The organism is Marinobacter persicus, assembly GCF_002934325.1.
GTDB classification, from domain to species: Bacteria; Pseudomonadota; Gammaproteobacteria; order Pseudomonadales; family Oleiphilaceae; genus Marinobacter; species Marinobacter persicus_A.
In genome coordinates, this window is sequence record NZ_PTIV01000005.1 from 22,850 (window position 1) to 39,967 (window position 17,118).

A 17,118-nucleotide genomic window follows, 5' to 3' on the forward strand; every position below is an offset into this window, starting at 1 on the left:
CTGTTACGACTATGAGTCTCATTGTTTCGGATCGTCGCACATTGATCGTAGGGCTCGGTAAAACCGGGCTTTCCTGCGTGCGCTATCTGTCCGAACAGGGCCGTGAGATCGCCGTGGTCGACAGCCGGCAGAATCCGCCGGGCCTGGATGAACTGAAGGCTGGTTGGCCGGATGTACCGGTGCACCTGGGCGCGTTTGATGCCGAGTATTTTGCCAACTTCAACGAACTGGTGGTTAGCCCGGGGATCAATATCGCCGAGCCCGCGATTGCCGGTGCGGCTGAAAAAGGGGCCTTGATCCGGGGTGACATTGACCTGTTCGCCGAGGCCGCCGATGCCCCGATCATTGCCATCACCGGGTCAAACGGTAAAACCACCGTCACCACCCTGCTGGGGAAGATGGCAAAGGCCGCCGGTCGCAACGTCCAGGTGGGTGGCAACATCGGTACCCCGGCCCTGGACCTGCTGGGCCAGGGCGCGGACCTGTACATTCTGGAAGTCTCCAGTTTTCAGCTGGAAACCACTCACGAGCTGGGGGCGTTGGCAGCAACGGTATTAAACGTCAGCGACGACCACATGGATCGTTACCCGGACAAGATGGCGTATTTCCAGGCCAAGCAGCGGATCTACAACGGTTGCCAGAATGCCATCGTCAACCTGGACGATGCCCTCAGCACGCCCATGGCTAGGGACACCCTGCGCTTCCTCTGCTTTGGCTTTAATCGGGTGAACCCGGAGACCTTCAGTACCCGGGATGACGAGCAAGGCACCTGGATCACCTTCGGCTTTGACAACCTGTTGCTCGACAGCGAATTGAAACTGATGGGCCGACACAACATCAGTAACGTGATGGCGTCCCTAGCGCTGGGACATGCGGCGGGCCTGCCGATGGACACCATGTTGGAGGTGGCTCGGAGCTTCCGGGGGTTGCCACACCGGTGCGAATTTATCCGCAGCCTGGCTGGTGTGGAATACATCAACGACTCCAAAGGCACCAACGTCGGCGCCACGGTGGCGGCGATTGAGAGCCTGGCTCCGGTCCAGGGGAAAATCGTCCTGATCGCCGGCGGTGATGGCAAAGGCGCTGATTTTGGCCCGTTGGCCGAGCCCGTGGCGCATCATTGCCGCGCGCTGGTACTGATTGGGCAGGACGCAGATGCCATTGCCACAGCGGTGGGCTCACCCGTGCCGGTGATTCGCGCCCAAACTCTTGCCGAGGCGGTAACGAGGGCGGGTGCCCTGGCAGAGGCGGGTGACCGGGTGCTGTTGTCCCCGGCCTGCGCCAGCTTTGACATGTTCGACAGCTACAACGACCGCGGTGACCAGTTCCGCGCACTGGTGGAGGGGCTGTGATGCAGGCGACCGACACGATGCCAGTGAACTCAACGCCAAAGTTTGAGCTCCAGCCACTGACGGTGCTGGTGGTGAGTGCCTTTGCATTGCTGGTTATCGGTGTGGTCATGATCTCATCGGCTTCCATGGATGTGGCAGCCGCCACCATGGGTAATGCCTATCACTATGTGGTGCGCCAGGTGATTTTTGCCCTGATGGGCTGCGCAGCGGCGCTGGTGGCCGTCAATGTGCCGATTTCCTGGTGGGAGCGAAGCGGCTGGTTGTTGCTGGCGATTGGCATGGTTTCATTGGCACTGATGATGACCCCCCTGGCGCTGACGGTGAATGGCTCTACCCGTTGGCTGCCACTCGGGCTGTTCAACGTGCAGGTATCCGAGATTGCCAAGCTGTGCCTGATCGCCTATCTCGCCGGTTACGTCGTCCGTCGCCGGGAGGAATTGATCAATACCTGGCCCGGGTTCCTGAAGCCGATCCTGGTGCTGATTGTTGCGACGTTGTTGCTGCTCATGCAGCCGGACTTCGGCGCGACGGTGGTTCTGGTAACGGCGTCGGCCGCCATGATTTTTCTCAGTGGCGTGCGTCTGAACCGGTTTGTGCCGCTGATTGTGCTGCTGGCGGCCAGTGGCGTTGGACTGGTGGTCAGCGAACCCTACCGTTTGAAGCGGGTGGTGAGCTATCTGGACCCGTGGCAGGACCAGTTCAACACGGGATATCAGCTGACCCAATCCCTGATTGCTTTTGGTCGGGGTGAATGGACCGGGGTGGGGCTGGGTAACTCCATCCAGAAACTGTTCTTTCTGCCGGAGGCGCATACCGATTTCATCTTCGCCATCATCTCCGAAGAATTCGGCCTGTTGGGTGCCCTGTTTGTGCTGTTCCTGTTTGTCGCACTCGTGGTCAGTGGCTTTGTTATCGCCCGGCGGGCGGAGAAGGCGAGCATGCCGTTTGCCGCCTGTTTCAGTTACGGCATTTCCATGCTGATTGGGTTGCAGGCCGGCATCAACATGGCGGTCAGCACGGGGTTGCTGCCCACCAAGGGACTGACCCTGCCTTTGGTCAGTTATGGCGGTTCGAGCCTGATGGTGACCTGTGCCTGTCTGGGTATTCTGGCGCGGGTGGAGATGGAACGACTGGACAAGCAGCGCATGGCTTCGGAGCAGGCGGGTAACCCGCGGGGAGGAGCCGCCTATGACTAATCAGCGTCGTTTCCTGATGATGGCCGGTGGCACCGGTGGTCACGTTTTCCCCGCCCTGGCTACGGCCCGGGCGCTGCAGGAGCAGGGGCACCAGGTTTACTGGCTGGGAGCCTCCGGCGGTATGGAAGAGCGATTGATTGGCGAAACCGACATCCCTCTTTCGCTGATCCATATTTCCGGTTTGCGAGGTAAGGGCAAGTTGGCCTTGCTGACGGCACCGTTCCGCCTGATGCGGGCGTTGGGCGAGGCCTGGACGGTATTGCGCCAGATTCGGCCGGATTGCGTGGTTGGCATGGGCGGTTTTGTCACCGGGCCCGGTGGTGTGGCCGCGTGGCTGCAAAGGCGGCCGCTGGTCATCCATGAGCAGAATGCGGTGGCGGGCATGACCAACCGCTGGCTGACACGGTTTGCCCACACCGTGCTGGAGGCCTTTCCGGACAGCTTTGGCGCCCAGGTGGTAACCCGCTGCACTGGTAACCCGGTCCGAAAGGACCTGGCCAACCTGCCGACGCCGGAACGGCGGCTCGAAGGACGCTCAGGGCCTCTGCGGGTGCTGGTGATAGGCGGCAGCCTGGGTGCCCGGGTATTTAACGAACAGGTGCCCCAGGCGCTCGCGTTGTTGCCCGAAGAAGACCGTCCGCAGGTCCGTCACCAGTGTGGTGAACGCAACCATGAAGACGCGGAACAGGCCTATGAAAAGGCCGGCGTCGCAGCCTCGGTGGAGCCGTTCATTCGAGACATGGCCGAGGCCTATGCCTGGGCGGATGTGGTGATCTGCCGTGCCGGCGCGCTGACGATCTCCGAACTGTGCGCCGCAGGTATTGGTGCGGTATTGGTGCCATTCCCGCATGCGGTGGATGATCATCAGACCCGAAATGCCGAACACATGTTGAAGGCGGGTGGCGCTTACCTGGTGCCGCAGCCCCAACTGACGCCCGAAGTGCTGGCAGACACCCTGAAAGGGCTGGCCGGTGATCGAAACAAAGTGATGAACATGGCGATGGCCGCCCGCTCGCTGGCCCGCCCGGATGCAACGGAGAGAGTCGTGAATTACTGTCTGGAGGCCGCCAATGGCTGATGCAACCAATCCGCCGCTGGTCTATCAGGTGCCGGAAATGCGCCGGATTCGCCATATCCATTTTGTGGGTATTGGCGGCGCCGGCATGAGTGGCATCGCCGAGGTGCTGAAAAACCAAGGCTATGAAGTTTCCGGCTCCGACATCAAGGACAGTCCGGTAACCGGGCGCCTGCGGGCCCTGGGTGTGGAAGTGCAGATCGGCCATCGCGAGGAAAACAGCGCCAAGGCGGATGTCGTGGTCGTTTCAACTGCAGTTTCTTCAGACAACCCTGAAGTGTCTGCTGCCCGCAGTCGTCGGGTGCCCATCGTACCCCGGGCGGAAATGCTGGCGGAAATCATGCGCTATCGCCACGGCATTGCGATTGCCGGTACCCACGGCAAAACCACGACAACCAGTCTGATTGCCTCCGTGCTGGGAGAAGCTGGACTTGACCCGACCTTCGTCATCGGCGGCAAGCTCAATAGCGCCGGCACTAACGCCCAGCTGGGTGGTTCCCGGTACCTGGTGGCCGAGGCGGATGAGAGTGATGCCTCGTTCCTGCACCTGACGCCGGTGATTTCCGTGGTCACGAACATTGAAGCTGACCACATGGACACCTACGGTGGCGACATCGAAAAGCTGAAGCAGACGTTTGTCGATTTCCTGCACAACCTGCCGTTTTATGGCGTGGCCGTTATGTGCGTGGACGATGCGTACGTGCGTGAGATCATTCCCCGGATTTCCAGGGCCATCATCACCTATGGCATTGATAACCCCGAAGCGGACTACCGTGCCGAGGAGATTTACTCGGATGGCCTGAAAACCCGCTTCGTGGTTCGTCGCCCCGGCGGCCGACCGGATCTTCAGGTAGAGCTGAAAATGCCGGGCCGGCATAACGTCCTCAATGCCCTGGCGGCCATTGCGGTGGCCACCGATGAGGGCGTGGATGACCAGGCCATCTGCTCGGGGCTTGCAGGTTTCGCGGGCGTTGGGCGTCGGTTCCAGGTCTATGGCGAATACCAGATTGAACAGGGCAGCGTCACGCTCGTGGACGACTACGGCCACCACCCGACGGAAGTCCAGGCGGTCATTCGTGCGGCCCGGGAAGCCTGGCCGGGACGTCGCATCGTGATGCTTTACCAGCCGCACCGTTTCAGCCGCACCCGTGACTTGTACGAAGACTTTGTGCGGGTGCTGTCAGAGGTTGATGCGTTGTTGCTGATGGAGGTGTATGCCGCCGGGGAGTCGGCAATACCGGGCGCTGATAGTCGGGCGTTGTGCCGCAGTATTCGCCAGCGTGGCAATGTGGAGCCGGTTTTTGTTGAAAAGAACGACAACATCGAAAGCGTGTTGAGCAATGTTTTGCGCGATGGCGACCTCCTGATCACTCAGGGCGCCGGCGATATCGGAGGCGTCGCGGCACGTCTGGCTGCGGCAGGAGTAGCGAAAAGTGAGTGAAACCATTCATACCCATTCACAGGAGTATCAGGCACCGCCAGAGCTGGTGAAGGCCCTGGGGCGGGTGGCCGTGTTCATGGGCGGGGATTCCGCCGAGCGTGAGGTTTCGCTGAAAAGTGGCCGGGCGGTACTGAAAGCCCTGCAAGCGGCGGGTGTCGATGCCTTTGGCATGGATATTCAGGGCTGCTTGCTGCGTACCGTTGAGGCGCCGGAGTTTGACCGGGTGTTCATCGCCCTGCACGGGCGTGGCGGCGAAGACGGTATCCTCCAGGCCATCCTGGAGCAGGCCGGCATTCCGTATACCGGTAGCCGGGTGCTGGCCTCATCGTTGGCCATGGACAAGTTGCGCACCAAATACGTTTTCCAGGGTTGTGGTCTGCCCACACCGGCCTTTCGTGCCATGACCTCGGAAGCCGAAGCTGAAAACATCGTGGCCAGTCTGGGAACACCGTTGAGTGTCAAGCCGGCCCATGAGGGCTCGAGTATTGGCATTCGCAAAGTGTCCAGCGTCGAGGAACTGGTGGATGCCTACCGGGTGGCCGCCGAGCTGGACGACCTTGTGCTGGTGGAGCGCTGGATCGAAGGTCCGGAATTTACCGTCAGCCTGCTTCAGGATCGTGCCCTGCCGGCCATCGGCCTGAGCGCCAGTACTGAGCATGCGTTTTACGACTACGACGCCAAGTACCTGGCGGACGACACAAATTACCGCATTCCTTGCGGTTTGTTGCCGGACGACGAGCTTCGGCTGCAGCAACTGGCCCTGGATGCATTCCGGGTGGTGGGCTGCCGTACCTGGGGTCGTGTGGACATCATGCAGGATGCCAACGGCGACTTCTGGCTGCTGGAAGTCAATACCGTGCCTGGCATGACCGATCACAGCCTGGTGCCGATGGCCGCCAGTGCCGCAGGTATCAGCTTTGAAGAACTCGTGGTTCGGATACTGAAAGACACATTGTCGGAGAGCTGACATGTTGACAACGCTGCTGGTGAGAACGCGGGCCGTGCCGCCCGATCCTCCCAGGCGCCGGGGAGCGACAACCCTGGGCCCGGAGCCGGACCGGTTTGGTCTGGTCAAGGCAGTGTTGGCGGCGGTGCCCTGGTTGAAAGTGGGTATTGGCGCAACCGTGGTTCTACTGGCGGCCATGCTGCCCTGGGCCATGGACCGGGCCTTGACGGCCATGGACCAGCAGATCGTGGCGGTGGACGTTCACGGTGACTTTATCGGAGAAAGCCGGGTAGCCATCGAGCGGGCTGCCGGTGAATGGGTGGGCAAGAGTTACTTTGCCACTGATCTGGAAGCCATCAAGTCGGAGCTTGAACAGCGTCCCTGGGTGGCCTCTGCCGCAGTCAAACGGGTTTGGCCTGGACGGCTGGAAATCGATATCCGGGAAAAGAAACCGTTGGCCTACTGGACCGATGGCCGCCTGGTCAGCCGTTCGGGCGAGCTGTTTACGCCGCCCAATCCTGAGGTGGCCGGACGTTTGCCGCGATTGGCTGGGCCGGACGAGCGGGTGCGCGAAGTGATTACCATGGCCCGGACCATGAGTGAGCGGCTGGTTGGGCACGGACTTGGCTTTGCGGGGTTGTCGCTGGAAACCCGAGGGGCCTGGACATTGACGCTTAACAGTGGCGTTGAGGTGGTATTGGGTCGCGACCAGGTGTCGCGGCGCTTTGAACGATTCATAACAGTGTACGAAAACCGGCTGGCATCGAGATTGAACGAAGTCAGTCGGGTTGATGCCCGCTACTCCAACGGTGTGGCGGTGCAGTGGAAGGCGGATGTGGCCATGGCCACTCCGAAATCCTGATAACGATTATTACGAACCTGGGGTTTGGTGAAACACATGTCATCGGTTGAAACGGAAAACATGATTGTCGGCCTGGACATCGGTACCTCGAAAGTGGTGGCCATTGTCGGCAAACGCAAGATGGATGGCACCATCGAAGTGGTGGGTATCGGTTCGCATCCCTCCCGGGGCCTCAAGCGTGGCGTTGTGGTGAACATCGAAACCACCGTGCAGGCCATCCAGAGAGCGGTGGAAGAGGCCGAGCTGATGGCGGGTTGTCGCATTCACTCGGTGTATGCGGGTATTGCGGGCAGCCATATCAAGAGCCTGAACTCGCACGGCATTGTCGCCATCCGAGACCGGGAGGTGACACAGGCGGATGTGGATCGGGTGATCGACGCCGCCCAGGCGGTTGCGATTCCGGCGGACCAGAAAATTCTGCACATCCTGCCGCAGGAGTTTGTCATTGATAACCAGGAAGGCATCAAGGAGCCCATGGGGATGTCCGGCGTGCGCCTGGAGGCGAAGGTGCATCTGGTGACCTGTGCCGTGAACGCCGCTCAGAACATCGAAAAGTGCGTGAAGCGCTGCGGTCTTGAGGTGGATGACATCATTCTGGAACAGCTGGCTTCCAGCCACGCCATCCTGACCGAGGACGAGAAAGAACTGGGCGTGTGCGTGGTCGATATCGGCGGTGGTACCACCGACATCGCGGTGTTTACCGGTGGCGCCATTCGCCATACCGCCGTGATTCCCATCGCCGGGGATCAGGTCACCAATGATATTGCCATGGCGCTGCGCACACCCACGCAGAACGCCGAGGAAATCAAGATCAAGTACGCCTGTGCGTTGACGCAACTGGCCGGGGCCGATGAGACCATCAAGGTACCCAGTGTTGGCGACCGGGCGCCACGGGATCTGTCACGCCAGGCGCTGGCGGAAGTGGTGGAGCCCCGCTACGAAGAACTGTTCACCCTGGTGCAGTCGGAACTGCGCCGTTCAGGGTTCGAGGATATGGTGCCGGCAGGCATCGTGATTACCGGTGGTTCCTCCACCATGGAAGGTGTGGTGGAGCTGGCGGAGGAAATCTTCCACATGCCCGTGAGACTGGCTTGTCCGCAAGCGGTCTCCGGCATGACCGAAGTAGTCAACAACCCGATTTACGCCACCGGCGTTGGGTTGTTGATTCATGGCTTCCGGCAAATGGACTTGGGCCAGGAGCCACCGCTCAAGGGTGAGGATGCACCCTCGCTGGTCGAGCGGATGAAAGCGTGGTTTACCGGTCATTTCTGATCGCGGGCCGCGTGCAGTACACGAAGGTATCTCGAAAAAACCATAACGATTGCAAAACCGGTCTGGAAAGACCGGCAACAGCACGAAGGAGTAGGGGACATGTTTGAACTCGTTGATAATGCCCAACAAAACGCAGTTATCAAAGTCGTCGGTGTTGGCGGTGGTGGCGGTAACGCCGTGCGCCATATGCTTAACAGCGACGTGGAAGGTGTGGAATTTATCTGCGCCAACACCGATGCCCAGGCACTGAAAGACCTGGACGCCCGCCAGATCATCCAGCTTGGTGGCAACATCACCAAAGGTTTGGGTGCTGGCGCCAACCCTGAAATTGGCCGTCAGTCGGCCCTGGAAGACCGGGACCGCATCGCCGAAGCCCTGAGCGGTTCGGACATGGTGTTCATCACCGCCGGCATGGGTGGTGGTACCGGCACCGGTGCCGCGCCGATTGTCGCCGAAGTGGCCCGCGAATTGGGTATCCTGACCGTGGCCGTAGTGACCAAGCCGTTCCAGTTCGAAGGCGGCAAGCGCATGAGTGTGGCCGAGACCGGCCTGAAAGAGCTGGAAGAAAACGTGGATTCCCTGATCACCATCCCCAACGAAAAGCTGCTGGCGGTGATGGGCAAGAAAACCAGCCTGCTGGATGCCTTTGCCTCCGCCAACGATGTGTTGCTGGGCGCGGTCCAGGGTATTGCCGACCTGATCACCCGCAACGGCATGATCAACGTCGACTTTGCCGACGTGAAAACCGTGATGTCCGAGATGGGCATGGCGATGATGGGTACCGGCCACGCCACCGGCGAAAACCGTGCACGCGAGGCGGCGGAAGCGGCTGTTCGCAGCCCGCTGCTGGAAGATATCAACCTGCAGGGCGCCAAGGGCATCCTGGTCAACATCACCGCTGGCATCGACCTTAATCTGGGCGAATTCTCGGAAGTTGGCGACATTGTGCGTGAGTTTGCCTCAGACTCCGCAACCGTGGTTGTCGGCACCGTGATCGACCAGGAAATGACCGACGAGCTGAAGGTGACCGTTGTGGCCACGGGCCTGGGCGGCGAGCGTGACAAGCCCACCAAGGTGGTGGACAACTCCCGCACCCTGGATGGCACAACGGATTACAACCAGCTGGACCGTCCGGCGGTGTTGCGCCGTCGTGCTTCTGCCCAGGGTAATGTGGCGCTGGACCAGAGCAAGGACAACGAAGAGCAGGGCGTGGACTATCTCGATATTCCCGCATTCCTTCGTCGTCAGGCAGACTGATAGCCTTCTACCTTTGGCGTAACCAAGGGTTTGGCTGGCCATAGCTGGAAGCTATTTCACAATTACGTGAAAGTCATTCTGGCTAAATGGTACTCAGTCTTGAATTCTGATATTCTCGCGCCAGTTTTGTGCGACCAGAATATCGACTTTTTGTGACGGAATGATGAACCGATGATCAGACAACGGACACTCAAAAACACCATCCGCGCCACGGGTGTTGGCTTGCATTCAGGGGAAAAGGTGTACCTGACCCTGAAGCCGGCACCGGTTGATGCGGGCATCGTGTTCCGCCGGACCGATCTCGACCCTGTGGTTGAGATCAAGGCCTGCGCGGAAAGTGTGGGTGAGACCATGATGTCCACGACACTGGTGAAAGACGGTGTCCGTGTCGGGACCGTGGAGCACCTGCTCTCGGCCATGGCTGGTCTGGGCATCGACAACTGCATTGTCGAACTGAGCGCGCCGGAAGTGCCGATTATGGATGGCTCCGCAGGACCGTTTGTGTTCCTGCTGCAATCCGCCGGTATTGCCGAGCAGGATGCCGCCAAGCGCTTTATCCGCATCAAGCGGGAAGTGACCATCGAAGAAGATGGCAAGGTGGCGACGTTCCTGCCGTTTGAAGGTTTCAAGGTGAGCTTTGGCATTGATTTCGACCATCCGGTGTTCAAGGGCCGCGCCCAGACCGCGACGGTTGATTTCTCCAGCACCTCCTTTGTAAAGGAAGTGTCCCGCGCCCGGACCTTTGGCTTCATGCGCGACATCGAGAAGCTGCGTTCCATGAACCTGGCTCTCGGCGGCAGCGTTGACAACGCAGTTGTGGTGGATGATTACAAGATCCTCAACGAGGACGGCCTTCGTTACGACGATGAATTCGTCAAGCACAAGGTGCTGGATGCGATCGGTGATCTCTACCTGCTGGGTAACAGCCTGATCGGTGAATTCCGTGGCCTGAAATCCGGCCATGATCTGAACAACAAGCTTTTGCGGAAGCTACGGGCGGAAGAAGATGCCTGGGAAGTGGTTACCTTCGATGATGAGGCAACCGCCCCGATCTCTTACATGAAGCCCGTTTTGGCCGCGTCGGTCTAAGGCGGGATGCCTTAGTCCCGGACATGGCTTGCGAGTTTTTCGAGAACCTCGCGTAACGCTGTATCCTTCGTGTGCCCGGCCTCCTCGTGGAGGAGCCGGGCATTTTCTTTACTGAGGGGTGTCTTTTCCGCTTGCGGTCGTGACTGGAAACGGGGTGGGCTGACCTTGATGCGCACCTTCCAGACGTATCGGAAGAGTTCGTTCTCCCGGATCTTCTCCATAATTTCGTGTTGCCGGAATCTCAGGCGTGTCGCCTTGCTGGCATTGTCTGTTGACAGCACCAACTCTCCGTCCTGACAGCTGACGAAACGCGTACCAACCTCCAGGCCCTCCGGCAGTGCCGCGATGACCTGTCGCTCTGCTTCCTGGTGCAGTTCGGCCTTTGTCATCAATTGCTGAAGCGTTGACGAGTGATTGGCGTTGTTATCGCCAAAGACCGGTTTCTGGTCAGAATGCTTGGACATAGTCGATGTTTCTCGACGAACGGTTGGTGTGTTGGTTAATATTTGGCATCTTTCTTCAAGCATAACAGACCTGCCCGTCAGATGGGTGATCCAGAATGTCCCTGCCGGCAAGGTTGCGAGTCCACTATGAATACAGAGAACATCCGATTCTACGCGCGCATTGCTGCATTTGCGGTAGCCCTGGCCCTGCTGGCGGCACTGGGGGGATATGGTTTTGCCATCCACCAAGTTGCGCAGGAGCGGGCTGCGGAGGCAGAACAACTGGCGGGTTGGCAGCAAACGCTGGAACGTGAGCGCTCGGAAGTGGCACAACTGAAGCAGACTGTGCAGCAGCGAATTGACACACTGACGATGCGGGTGGGTCAACTGCAGGGGCGAATGCTTCGACTGGATGCCCTTGGGCAACACTTCATTGACTCCGGGCTCGTGGCTGGCAGCGAGTTCAATTTTGAACAGCCTGCCGCTGTCGGCGGGCCCGCCTCCACCCGGCACGCAGATGATTCCTTCAGCACCGGCGAATTGAGCGCTATGATCACGCAGATGGAGCGTCAGCTCGAAGACCGGGCCAGGCAGCTCCGGATCCTGGACAAGCTGGTGTCACGCCAGCAGCTGGAAGACCAGCAATACGTCGAGGGCAGGCCGGTGACCTGGGGCTGGGTCTCCTCCAAGTATGGCTATCGTTCTGATCCTTTTAATGGCAGGCGCGCATGGCATGCGGGTATTGACGTCGCGGGCCGTGATGGCGGCGACGTCATTTCCGTCGCCGGTGGTGTGGTCAGTTTTGCCGGGGACCGCCACGGCTATGGCAATCTGGTGGAAATCAACCATGGGGACGGCCTGGTCACCCGTTACGGTCACGCCAAGTCGCTGGCGGTCAAAGTTGGCGATGTGGTTGAAAAAGGACAGTTAATTGCCCAGATGGGAAGCACCGGGCGCTCCACTGGTCCGCATGTCCATTTTGAGGTCATCCGCAATGGCCGCACGGAAGATCCGGAAAAATACATGCACCGCGCAAGCCGCTGATTCCGCCGTTTAATACCTACCTTTTTTCCTGTCGCCAAATAAGGTTAGAATGCCTGCTTCCCTCGTTTAACTGAAGAAGCAGTGGTCTATGTTCTCAAAACTTGCAACCAAGATGTTCGGCAGTAAGAACGCTCGTGAAATCAAGCGGATGCGTAAAGTTGTCTCGCGCATCAACGATCTTGAAGAAACCTTTGGCGCGTTGTCGGACAGCGAGTTGCAGGGTAAGACGGAAGAGTTTCGCCAACGGCTGGAAAAAGGTGAATCGCTGGATGCGATACTGGCCGAGGTCTTTGCTACCGTGCGGGAGGCCAGCCGCCGGGTGATGGGCATGCGCCATTATGACGTACAGCTGGTCGGTGGTATGACCCTGCACGAAGGCCGGATTGCCGAGATGAAAACCGGTGAAGGTAAAACCCTGGTGGCCACTGCTGCGGTGTACCTGAACGCGTTGTCCGGCAAAGGCGTCCACGTGGTGACCGTCAACGATTACCTGGCCCGTCGTGATGCCGAGTGGATGGGTAAACTCTACCGTTTCCTGGGTATGCAGGTAGGCGTCGTGGCGGCCGGCCAGCCCCAGGAAGAAAAGCGCGCCGCCTATCAGGCTGACATTACCTACGGCACCAACAACGAGTTCGGCTTTGACTACCTGCGCGATAACATGGCGTTCAGTATTCAGGACAAGGTCCAGCGTGGGCTGAACTTCGCCATTGTCGACGAAGTGGACTCCATCCTGATCGACGAAGCCCGGACGCCGCTGGTTATTTCCGGTGCCGCCGAAGATTCCTCCAAGCTGTACCAGGCCATCAACCAACTGATCCCAAGCCTGGAAAAGGGCGAAGTCAGCGAAGAAGGTGAGGCCACGGGTGACTTCACCATTGATGAGAAATCCCGTCAGGTGGAGCTGACCGAGGCCGGCCACGAAAAAGTCGAGGACCTGCTGCTCAACGAGGGCCTGCTGCGTGAAGGCGAGAGCCTGTATTCGGCCGCCAACCTGAGCCTGCTGCACCACGTGCATTCCGGTCTGCGTGCGCATCACCTGTTCCACAAAGATGTGGACTACATCGTTCAGGGTGGTCAGGTGGTCATCGTTGACGAGCACACCGGTCGCACCATGCCGGGACGGCGCTGGAGCGAGGGCCTGCACCAGGCCATCGAGGCGAAAGAAGGGCTCAAGATCCAGGCCGAAAGCCAGACCCTGGCCTCCACCACCTTCCAGAACTATTTCCGCCTGTACGACAAGCTGGCCGGCATGACCGGTACTGCCGACACCGAGGCGTTTGAATTCCGCCAGATTTATGGCCTGGATGTGGTGGTGATTCCGCCCAACAAGCCGATTCAACGGGTCGACTATAACGACCTGGTGTACATGACCCAGGAAGAAAAGTTCCACGCCATTATCGACGAGATCAAGTACGTCACCGGCGAAGGTCGTCCGGTACTGGTGGGTACCGCATCCGTGGATGCTTCCGAAGTGCTGTCAGCACTGCTGAAAAAGGTGCGTATTGATCACAAGATCCTGAACGCCAAGCAGCACGAATCCGAAGCCCACATCATTGCCCAGGCGGGTCGCCCTGGGGCGGTCACCATTGCTACCAACATGGCCGGTCGTGGTACCGACATCGTGCTTGGGGGTAACTGGGAGCACGAAGCCGCGCTCATGGACAACCCGTCCGACGAGCAGATCAACCAGCTCAAGCAGGAATGGGAAGAGCGTCACCAACAGGTACTGGAAGCCGGTGGCCTGCACATCATCGGTACCGAACGCCACGAATCCCGCCGTATCGACAACCAGTTGCGCGGGCGTGCCGGTCGTCAGGGGGACCCAGGTTCCTCCCGTTTCTTCCTGTCGCTGGAAGATAACCTGATGCGGATTTTTGCTCCGGAGCGGGTGAAGAACCTGATGCAGGCCATGGGTATGAAAAATGGTGAGGCCATCGAGCACCGGATGGTGACCAACGCCATTGAAAAGTCCCAGCGCAAGGTGGAAGGCCGCAACTTCGACATGCGTAAAACGTTGTTGGAATACGACGACGTGGCCAACGACCAGCGGACGGTGATTTACAACCAGCGCAATGAGGTGATGGCATCGGAAGACATTTCCGAAATGATCGACACCATCCGCGCGGATGTCGTGGATAACGCGATCAGTGACTTTATCCCGCCCCAGAGCATGCCGGAGCAATGGGATATAGAGGGCCTGGAAGCGCATCTGCAATCGGAAATGGCGATTGAGCTGCCGATCCAGCAGTGGTTGGAAGAGGACAACAAACTCTACGAAGAGAGCCTGCGCGAGCGCATCCTCGAAGCCGTTGTGGCCGAGTACAAGGCCAAGGAAGAGATTGCCGGCTCCGAGGCCATGCGCAAGTTCGAGAAGCAGGTGTTCCTGCAGGTGCTCGATACCCTGTGGAAAGAACACCTCTCCAACATGGACCACCTGCGCCGGGGTATTCACCTGCGCGGTTATGCCCAGAAGAACCCCAAGCAGGAATACAAGCGCGAGGCGTTCAACCTGTTTGAAACCATGCTCGATACCATGAAGCAGGATGTCACCCGGGTACTGTGCCATGTGCGGGTACAGAGCCAGGAAGAGATGGAAGAAATCGAACGCCGGCGCAAGGAAGAGTTGGAGCAGGAAATGGCCCGTGCCAAACTGCGCCACGACCAGGCCAGCGCGACGGATCAGGCAGAAGGCGAGGGCGGTGGAGGCCAGCAAGGCCAGTCAGCCACGCCGGAGACCTTCGTTCGCCAGGAGCGCAAGGTCGGTCGAAACGAGCCATGCCCCTGCGGGTCCGGCAAGAAATACAAACAGTGTTGCGGCAAGGTGGCCTGACACCGGCGTTTCACTGACTTGAGAACGGAACCCGCAAACGGCCAGCACCGCTGGCAGCTTGCGGGTTTCGTCGTTTCTAGATTTGCATAATTCGAGGAGACAGTCATGGCGGTAGGTCCAGGAACCTTGCCCGAATTTTTCCCAGTGCCCGGCGTGCGCATCGGTATTGCCAGTGCCGGTATCAAAAAGCCCGGACGCAAGGATGTGGTGATTTTTGAGCTGGCCGCGAGCGCGCGGGTCGCCGGCATCTTCACCCAGAACCAGTTCTGTGCCGCCCCGGTGGTGATCAGCCGTCGCCATCTGGCCGAGACAGCCCCCCGATACCTGCTGATCAATACAGGTAACGCCAACGCCGGTACCGGCAAGCAAGGCATGGCCGACGCCGAGCGCTGCTGCCAGGCCCTGGCCGAGCAGGCCGGCGCCGACCCCTCCCAGGTCTTGCCATTCTCAACCGGCGTGATTGGCGAGCCCCTGCCGGTCGACAAGATCGTCACTGCCATGCCCGAAGCCCTGGTCGATGTTCGTGAGGATCGCTGGGCCGAGGCCGCCAGCGGGATCATGACGACCGATACCCGGCCGAAGGGCGCCTCCTGCCAGGTGGACCTGGATGGCCATACGGTCACCATCTCCGGTATCAGCAAGGGCGCGGGAATGATTCGCCCCAACATGGCCACCATGCTCGGGTTTATCGCGACCGATGCGGCTATTGAACCGGGTCTGCTTCAGACCCTGGCCTCGGAGTTGGGGGAGAAGTCGTTTAACCGGATTACCATCGACAGCGACACCTCCACGAACGATGCCTGCATGCTGATGGCCAGCGGCCAGTACGGTGGCCCTGAAATTACCGCCGACAGCCCGCAGTTGCCCAAACTGCGTGAGGCCTTGCGGCAGGTATACCTGGATTTGGCCCACGCCATCGTGCGAGATGGTGAAGGTGCCACCAAATTCGTCACCATCGACGTGTCCGGGGCCGGAACCCAGCAGGAGGCGCTGGACGTTGCCTACACCGTGGCGCACTCGCCGCTGGTGAAAACCGCGCTGTTTGCCTCGGATCCCAACTGGGGGCGCATCCTGGCGGCGGTTGGCCGGGCTGGCGTGCCCGACCTGGACTTGGAGGCCATTGAGATCTACCTGGGGGACGTCTGCCTGGTGCGCAACGGCGGCCGGGCCGAGGACTACTCGGAAGAGCGCGGGCAGGCGGTGATGGATCAGGAAGAAATTACCATCGCCATCGACCTCCAGCGTGGTGACCTCCGTGAAACCGTCTGGACCTGCGATTTCTCCCATGAGTACGTCACCATCAACGCCGAGTATCGCACCTGACCATGGCAGAGCCGACGGTAAAAGAGGTTCATGTTGCGGTAGCCGTGATTATCCGGAATGGCAGGGTACTGATTGCCCGCCGCCCGGACCACGTTCACCAGGGGGGACTGCTGGAATTTCCGGGCGGCAAGGTGGAGCCGGAGGAAACCGTGCAGCAGGCGCTGGTGCGAGAGATTGCTGAGGAAACGGGCCTCAGGGTGCCGCCTGAAAGCCTTTGGCCGGTCATCGGCATCCGTCACGATTACGGCGACAAGCGAGTGTTCCTGGATGTTTGGGAGACGGACCGCGCCGAGGGTGAGCCGGAGGGGCGGGAAGGCCAGCCCATTGAATGGCGGAGCCCATCGGAACTCTCAGACCGTGACTTTCCCGCTGCCAACCGCCCTGTCATTCGTGCGTTGCGCCTGCCTCACCGTTTGGCCCTGACCGGCCCGGTAATGGATGCGGAGAGTGGGTTGAGCGAACTGAAAGCGGCATTGGCTCGTAGGAGTCCCGAGCTGATGATCCTGCGGGCACCGGACCTCGATGCCGAGGCTTATCTCGGCTTCGCCCATCAAGCGATGACAGTGTGTGGCGGTAAAGCCACGGATCTGCTGCTTCACGGTGCGCCGGAGTTGTTGCGGTCGATACCCGGAGCCAGGGGGGTGCACTTGCCCTGGCGGGAGGCTGAGAGGCTCTCAGAGCGTCCTGTGCCAGCTGATGCCTGGTTGGGGGTGTCCTGCCATAACGCAGAGCAATTGCGTCATGCAGAGCGACTGGGAGCCGATTACGTTTTACTGGGAGCGGTTCAGCCCACCGAGAGTCATCCCGGACGTCCGGCCCTGGGTTGGCAGGCTTTTGCCGAGCTGGTGACCCAGGCAACGGTGCCGGTCTATGGCCTTGGGGGGCTGGGCCTGGAAGACGAGGAAAAGGCTCGGTCGCTGGGCGCCCAGGGCATTGCGGGCATCGGCTTCTGGTGGCGGTAATCCTGCGGATCATCCCCATGCCGGGT

13 protein-coding genes and 1 pseudogene are annotated in these 17,118 nt (G+C 59.9%); 13 read left to right on the plus strand and 1 reads right to left on the minus strand.

All coding sequences use genetic code 11. The features are described from left to right. Nucleotides 1–11: 11 nt before the first annotated feature. From murD to lpxC, 9 genes and pseudogenes are all read left to right on the plus strand, one after another. A complete protein-coding gene (gene murD / locus BY454_RS04195; protein WP_104415549.1) occupies nucleotides 12–1,352 on the plus strand; it encodes a UDP-N-acetylmuramoyl-L-alanine--D-glutamate ligase in 1,341 nt (446 codons plus the stop codon). After that, nucleotides 1,352–2,548, plus strand: a complete 1,197-nt coding sequence (gene ftsW / locus BY454_RS04200; RefSeq protein WP_104415550.1) for a putative lipid II flippase FtsW — start codon at nucleotides 1,352–1,354, stop codon at nucleotides 2,546–2,548. Before murD ends, ftsW begins: the two co-directional genes overlap by 1 nt. After that, on the plus strand, nucleotides 2,541–3,626 hold the full coding sequence (gene murG / locus BY454_RS04205; RefSeq protein WP_104415551.1) for an undecaprenyldiphospho-muramoylpentapeptide beta-N-acetylglucosaminyltransferase: 1,086 nt from the start codon (nucleotides 2,541–2,543) through the stop codon (nucleotides 3,624–3,626). Before ftsW ends, murG begins: the two co-directional genes overlap by 8 nt. After that, entirely contained in the window at nucleotides 3,619–5,064 is a 1,446-nt protein-coding gene (gene murC / locus BY454_RS04210) for a UDP-N-acetylmuramate--L-alanine ligase (RefSeq protein ID WP_104415552.1), read from the plus strand. Before murG ends, murC begins: the two co-directional genes overlap by 8 nt. After that, nucleotides 5,057–6,031 (plus strand): D-alanine--D-alanine ligase, encoded by a 975-nt coding sequence (locus BY454_RS04215; RefSeq protein WP_308471493.1) that lies wholly within the window; start codon nucleotides 5,057–5,059, stop codon nucleotides 6,029–6,031. Before murC ends, BY454_RS04215 begins: the two co-directional genes overlap by 8 nt. A 1-nt stretch (nucleotide 6,032) precedes the next feature. Then, nucleotides 6,033–6,872, plus strand: coding sequence for a cell division protein FtsQ/DivIB (locus BY454_RS04220; RefSeq protein WP_104415553.1), 840 nt, complete (start codon nucleotides 6,033–6,035; stop codon nucleotides 6,870–6,872). A 36-nt stretch (nucleotides 6,873–6,908) separates the two neighbouring features. After that, the gene (gene ftsA / locus BY454_RS04225) at nucleotides 6,909–8,144 is read left to right on the plus strand and encodes a cell division protein FtsA (RefSeq protein ID WP_104415554.1); all 1,236 of its coding nucleotides are present in this window, start codon (nucleotides 6,909–6,911) and stop codon (nucleotides 8,142–8,144) included. 99 nt (nucleotides 8,145–8,243) lie between these two features. After that, nucleotides 8,244–9,230 (plus strand): annotated as a pseudogene (ftsZ, locus tag BY454_RS04235) (cell division protein FtsZ); the annotation flags it as partial. A 342-nt stretch (nucleotides 9,231–9,572) separates the two neighbouring features. Then, nucleotides 9,573–10,490 (plus strand): UDP-3-O-acyl-N-acetylglucosamine deacetylase, encoded by a 918-nt coding sequence (gene lpxC, locus BY454_RS04240; protein ID WP_104415556.1) that lies wholly within the window; start codon nucleotides 9,573–9,575, stop codon nucleotides 10,488–10,490. Nucleotides 10,491–10,501: 11 nt separating this feature from the next. Here the strand turns inward: lpxC and BY454_RS04245 are convergent, their stop codons facing one another. Continuing rightward, on the minus strand, nucleotides 10,502–10,954 hold the full coding sequence (locus tag BY454_RS04245; RefSeq protein ID WP_104415557.1) for a DUF721 domain-containing protein: 453 nt from the start codon (nucleotides 10,952–10,954) through the stop codon (nucleotides 10,502–10,504). 126 nt (nucleotides 10,955–11,080) lie between these two features. Here BY454_RS04245 and BY454_RS04250 point away from each other — a divergent pair, with 126 nt between their 5' ends. From BY454_RS04250 to BY454_RS04265, 4 genes are all read left to right on the plus strand, one after another. Next, nucleotides 11,081–11,977, plus strand: coding sequence for a M23 family metallopeptidase (locus BY454_RS04250; protein ID WP_258075559.1), 897 nt, complete (start codon nucleotides 11,081–11,083; stop codon nucleotides 11,975–11,977). Between the two features lie 88 nt (nucleotides 11,978–12,065). Next, nucleotides 12,066–14,807 carry a preprotein translocase subunit SecA gene (gene secA / locus BY454_RS04255; protein ID WP_104415559.1) on the plus strand — a complete coding sequence of 914 codons (2,742 nt, stop codon included), beginning with the start codon at nucleotides 12,066–12,068 and terminating at the stop codon, nucleotides 14,805–14,807. 105 nt (nucleotides 14,808–14,912) lie between these two features. Further along, entirely contained in the window at nucleotides 14,913–16,130 is a 1,218-nt protein-coding gene (argJ, locus tag BY454_RS04260) for a bifunctional glutamate N-acetyltransferase/amino-acid acetyltransferase ArgJ (RefSeq protein WP_104415560.1), read from the plus strand. 2 nt (nucleotides 16,131–16,132) lie between these two features. Further along, the gene (locus BY454_RS04265) at nucleotides 16,133–17,092 is read left to right on the plus strand and encodes a Nudix family hydrolase (RefSeq protein ID WP_104415561.1); all 960 of its coding nucleotides are present in this window, start codon (nucleotides 16,133–16,135) and stop codon (nucleotides 17,090–17,092) included. Nucleotides 17,093–17,118: the final 26 nt, after the last annotated feature.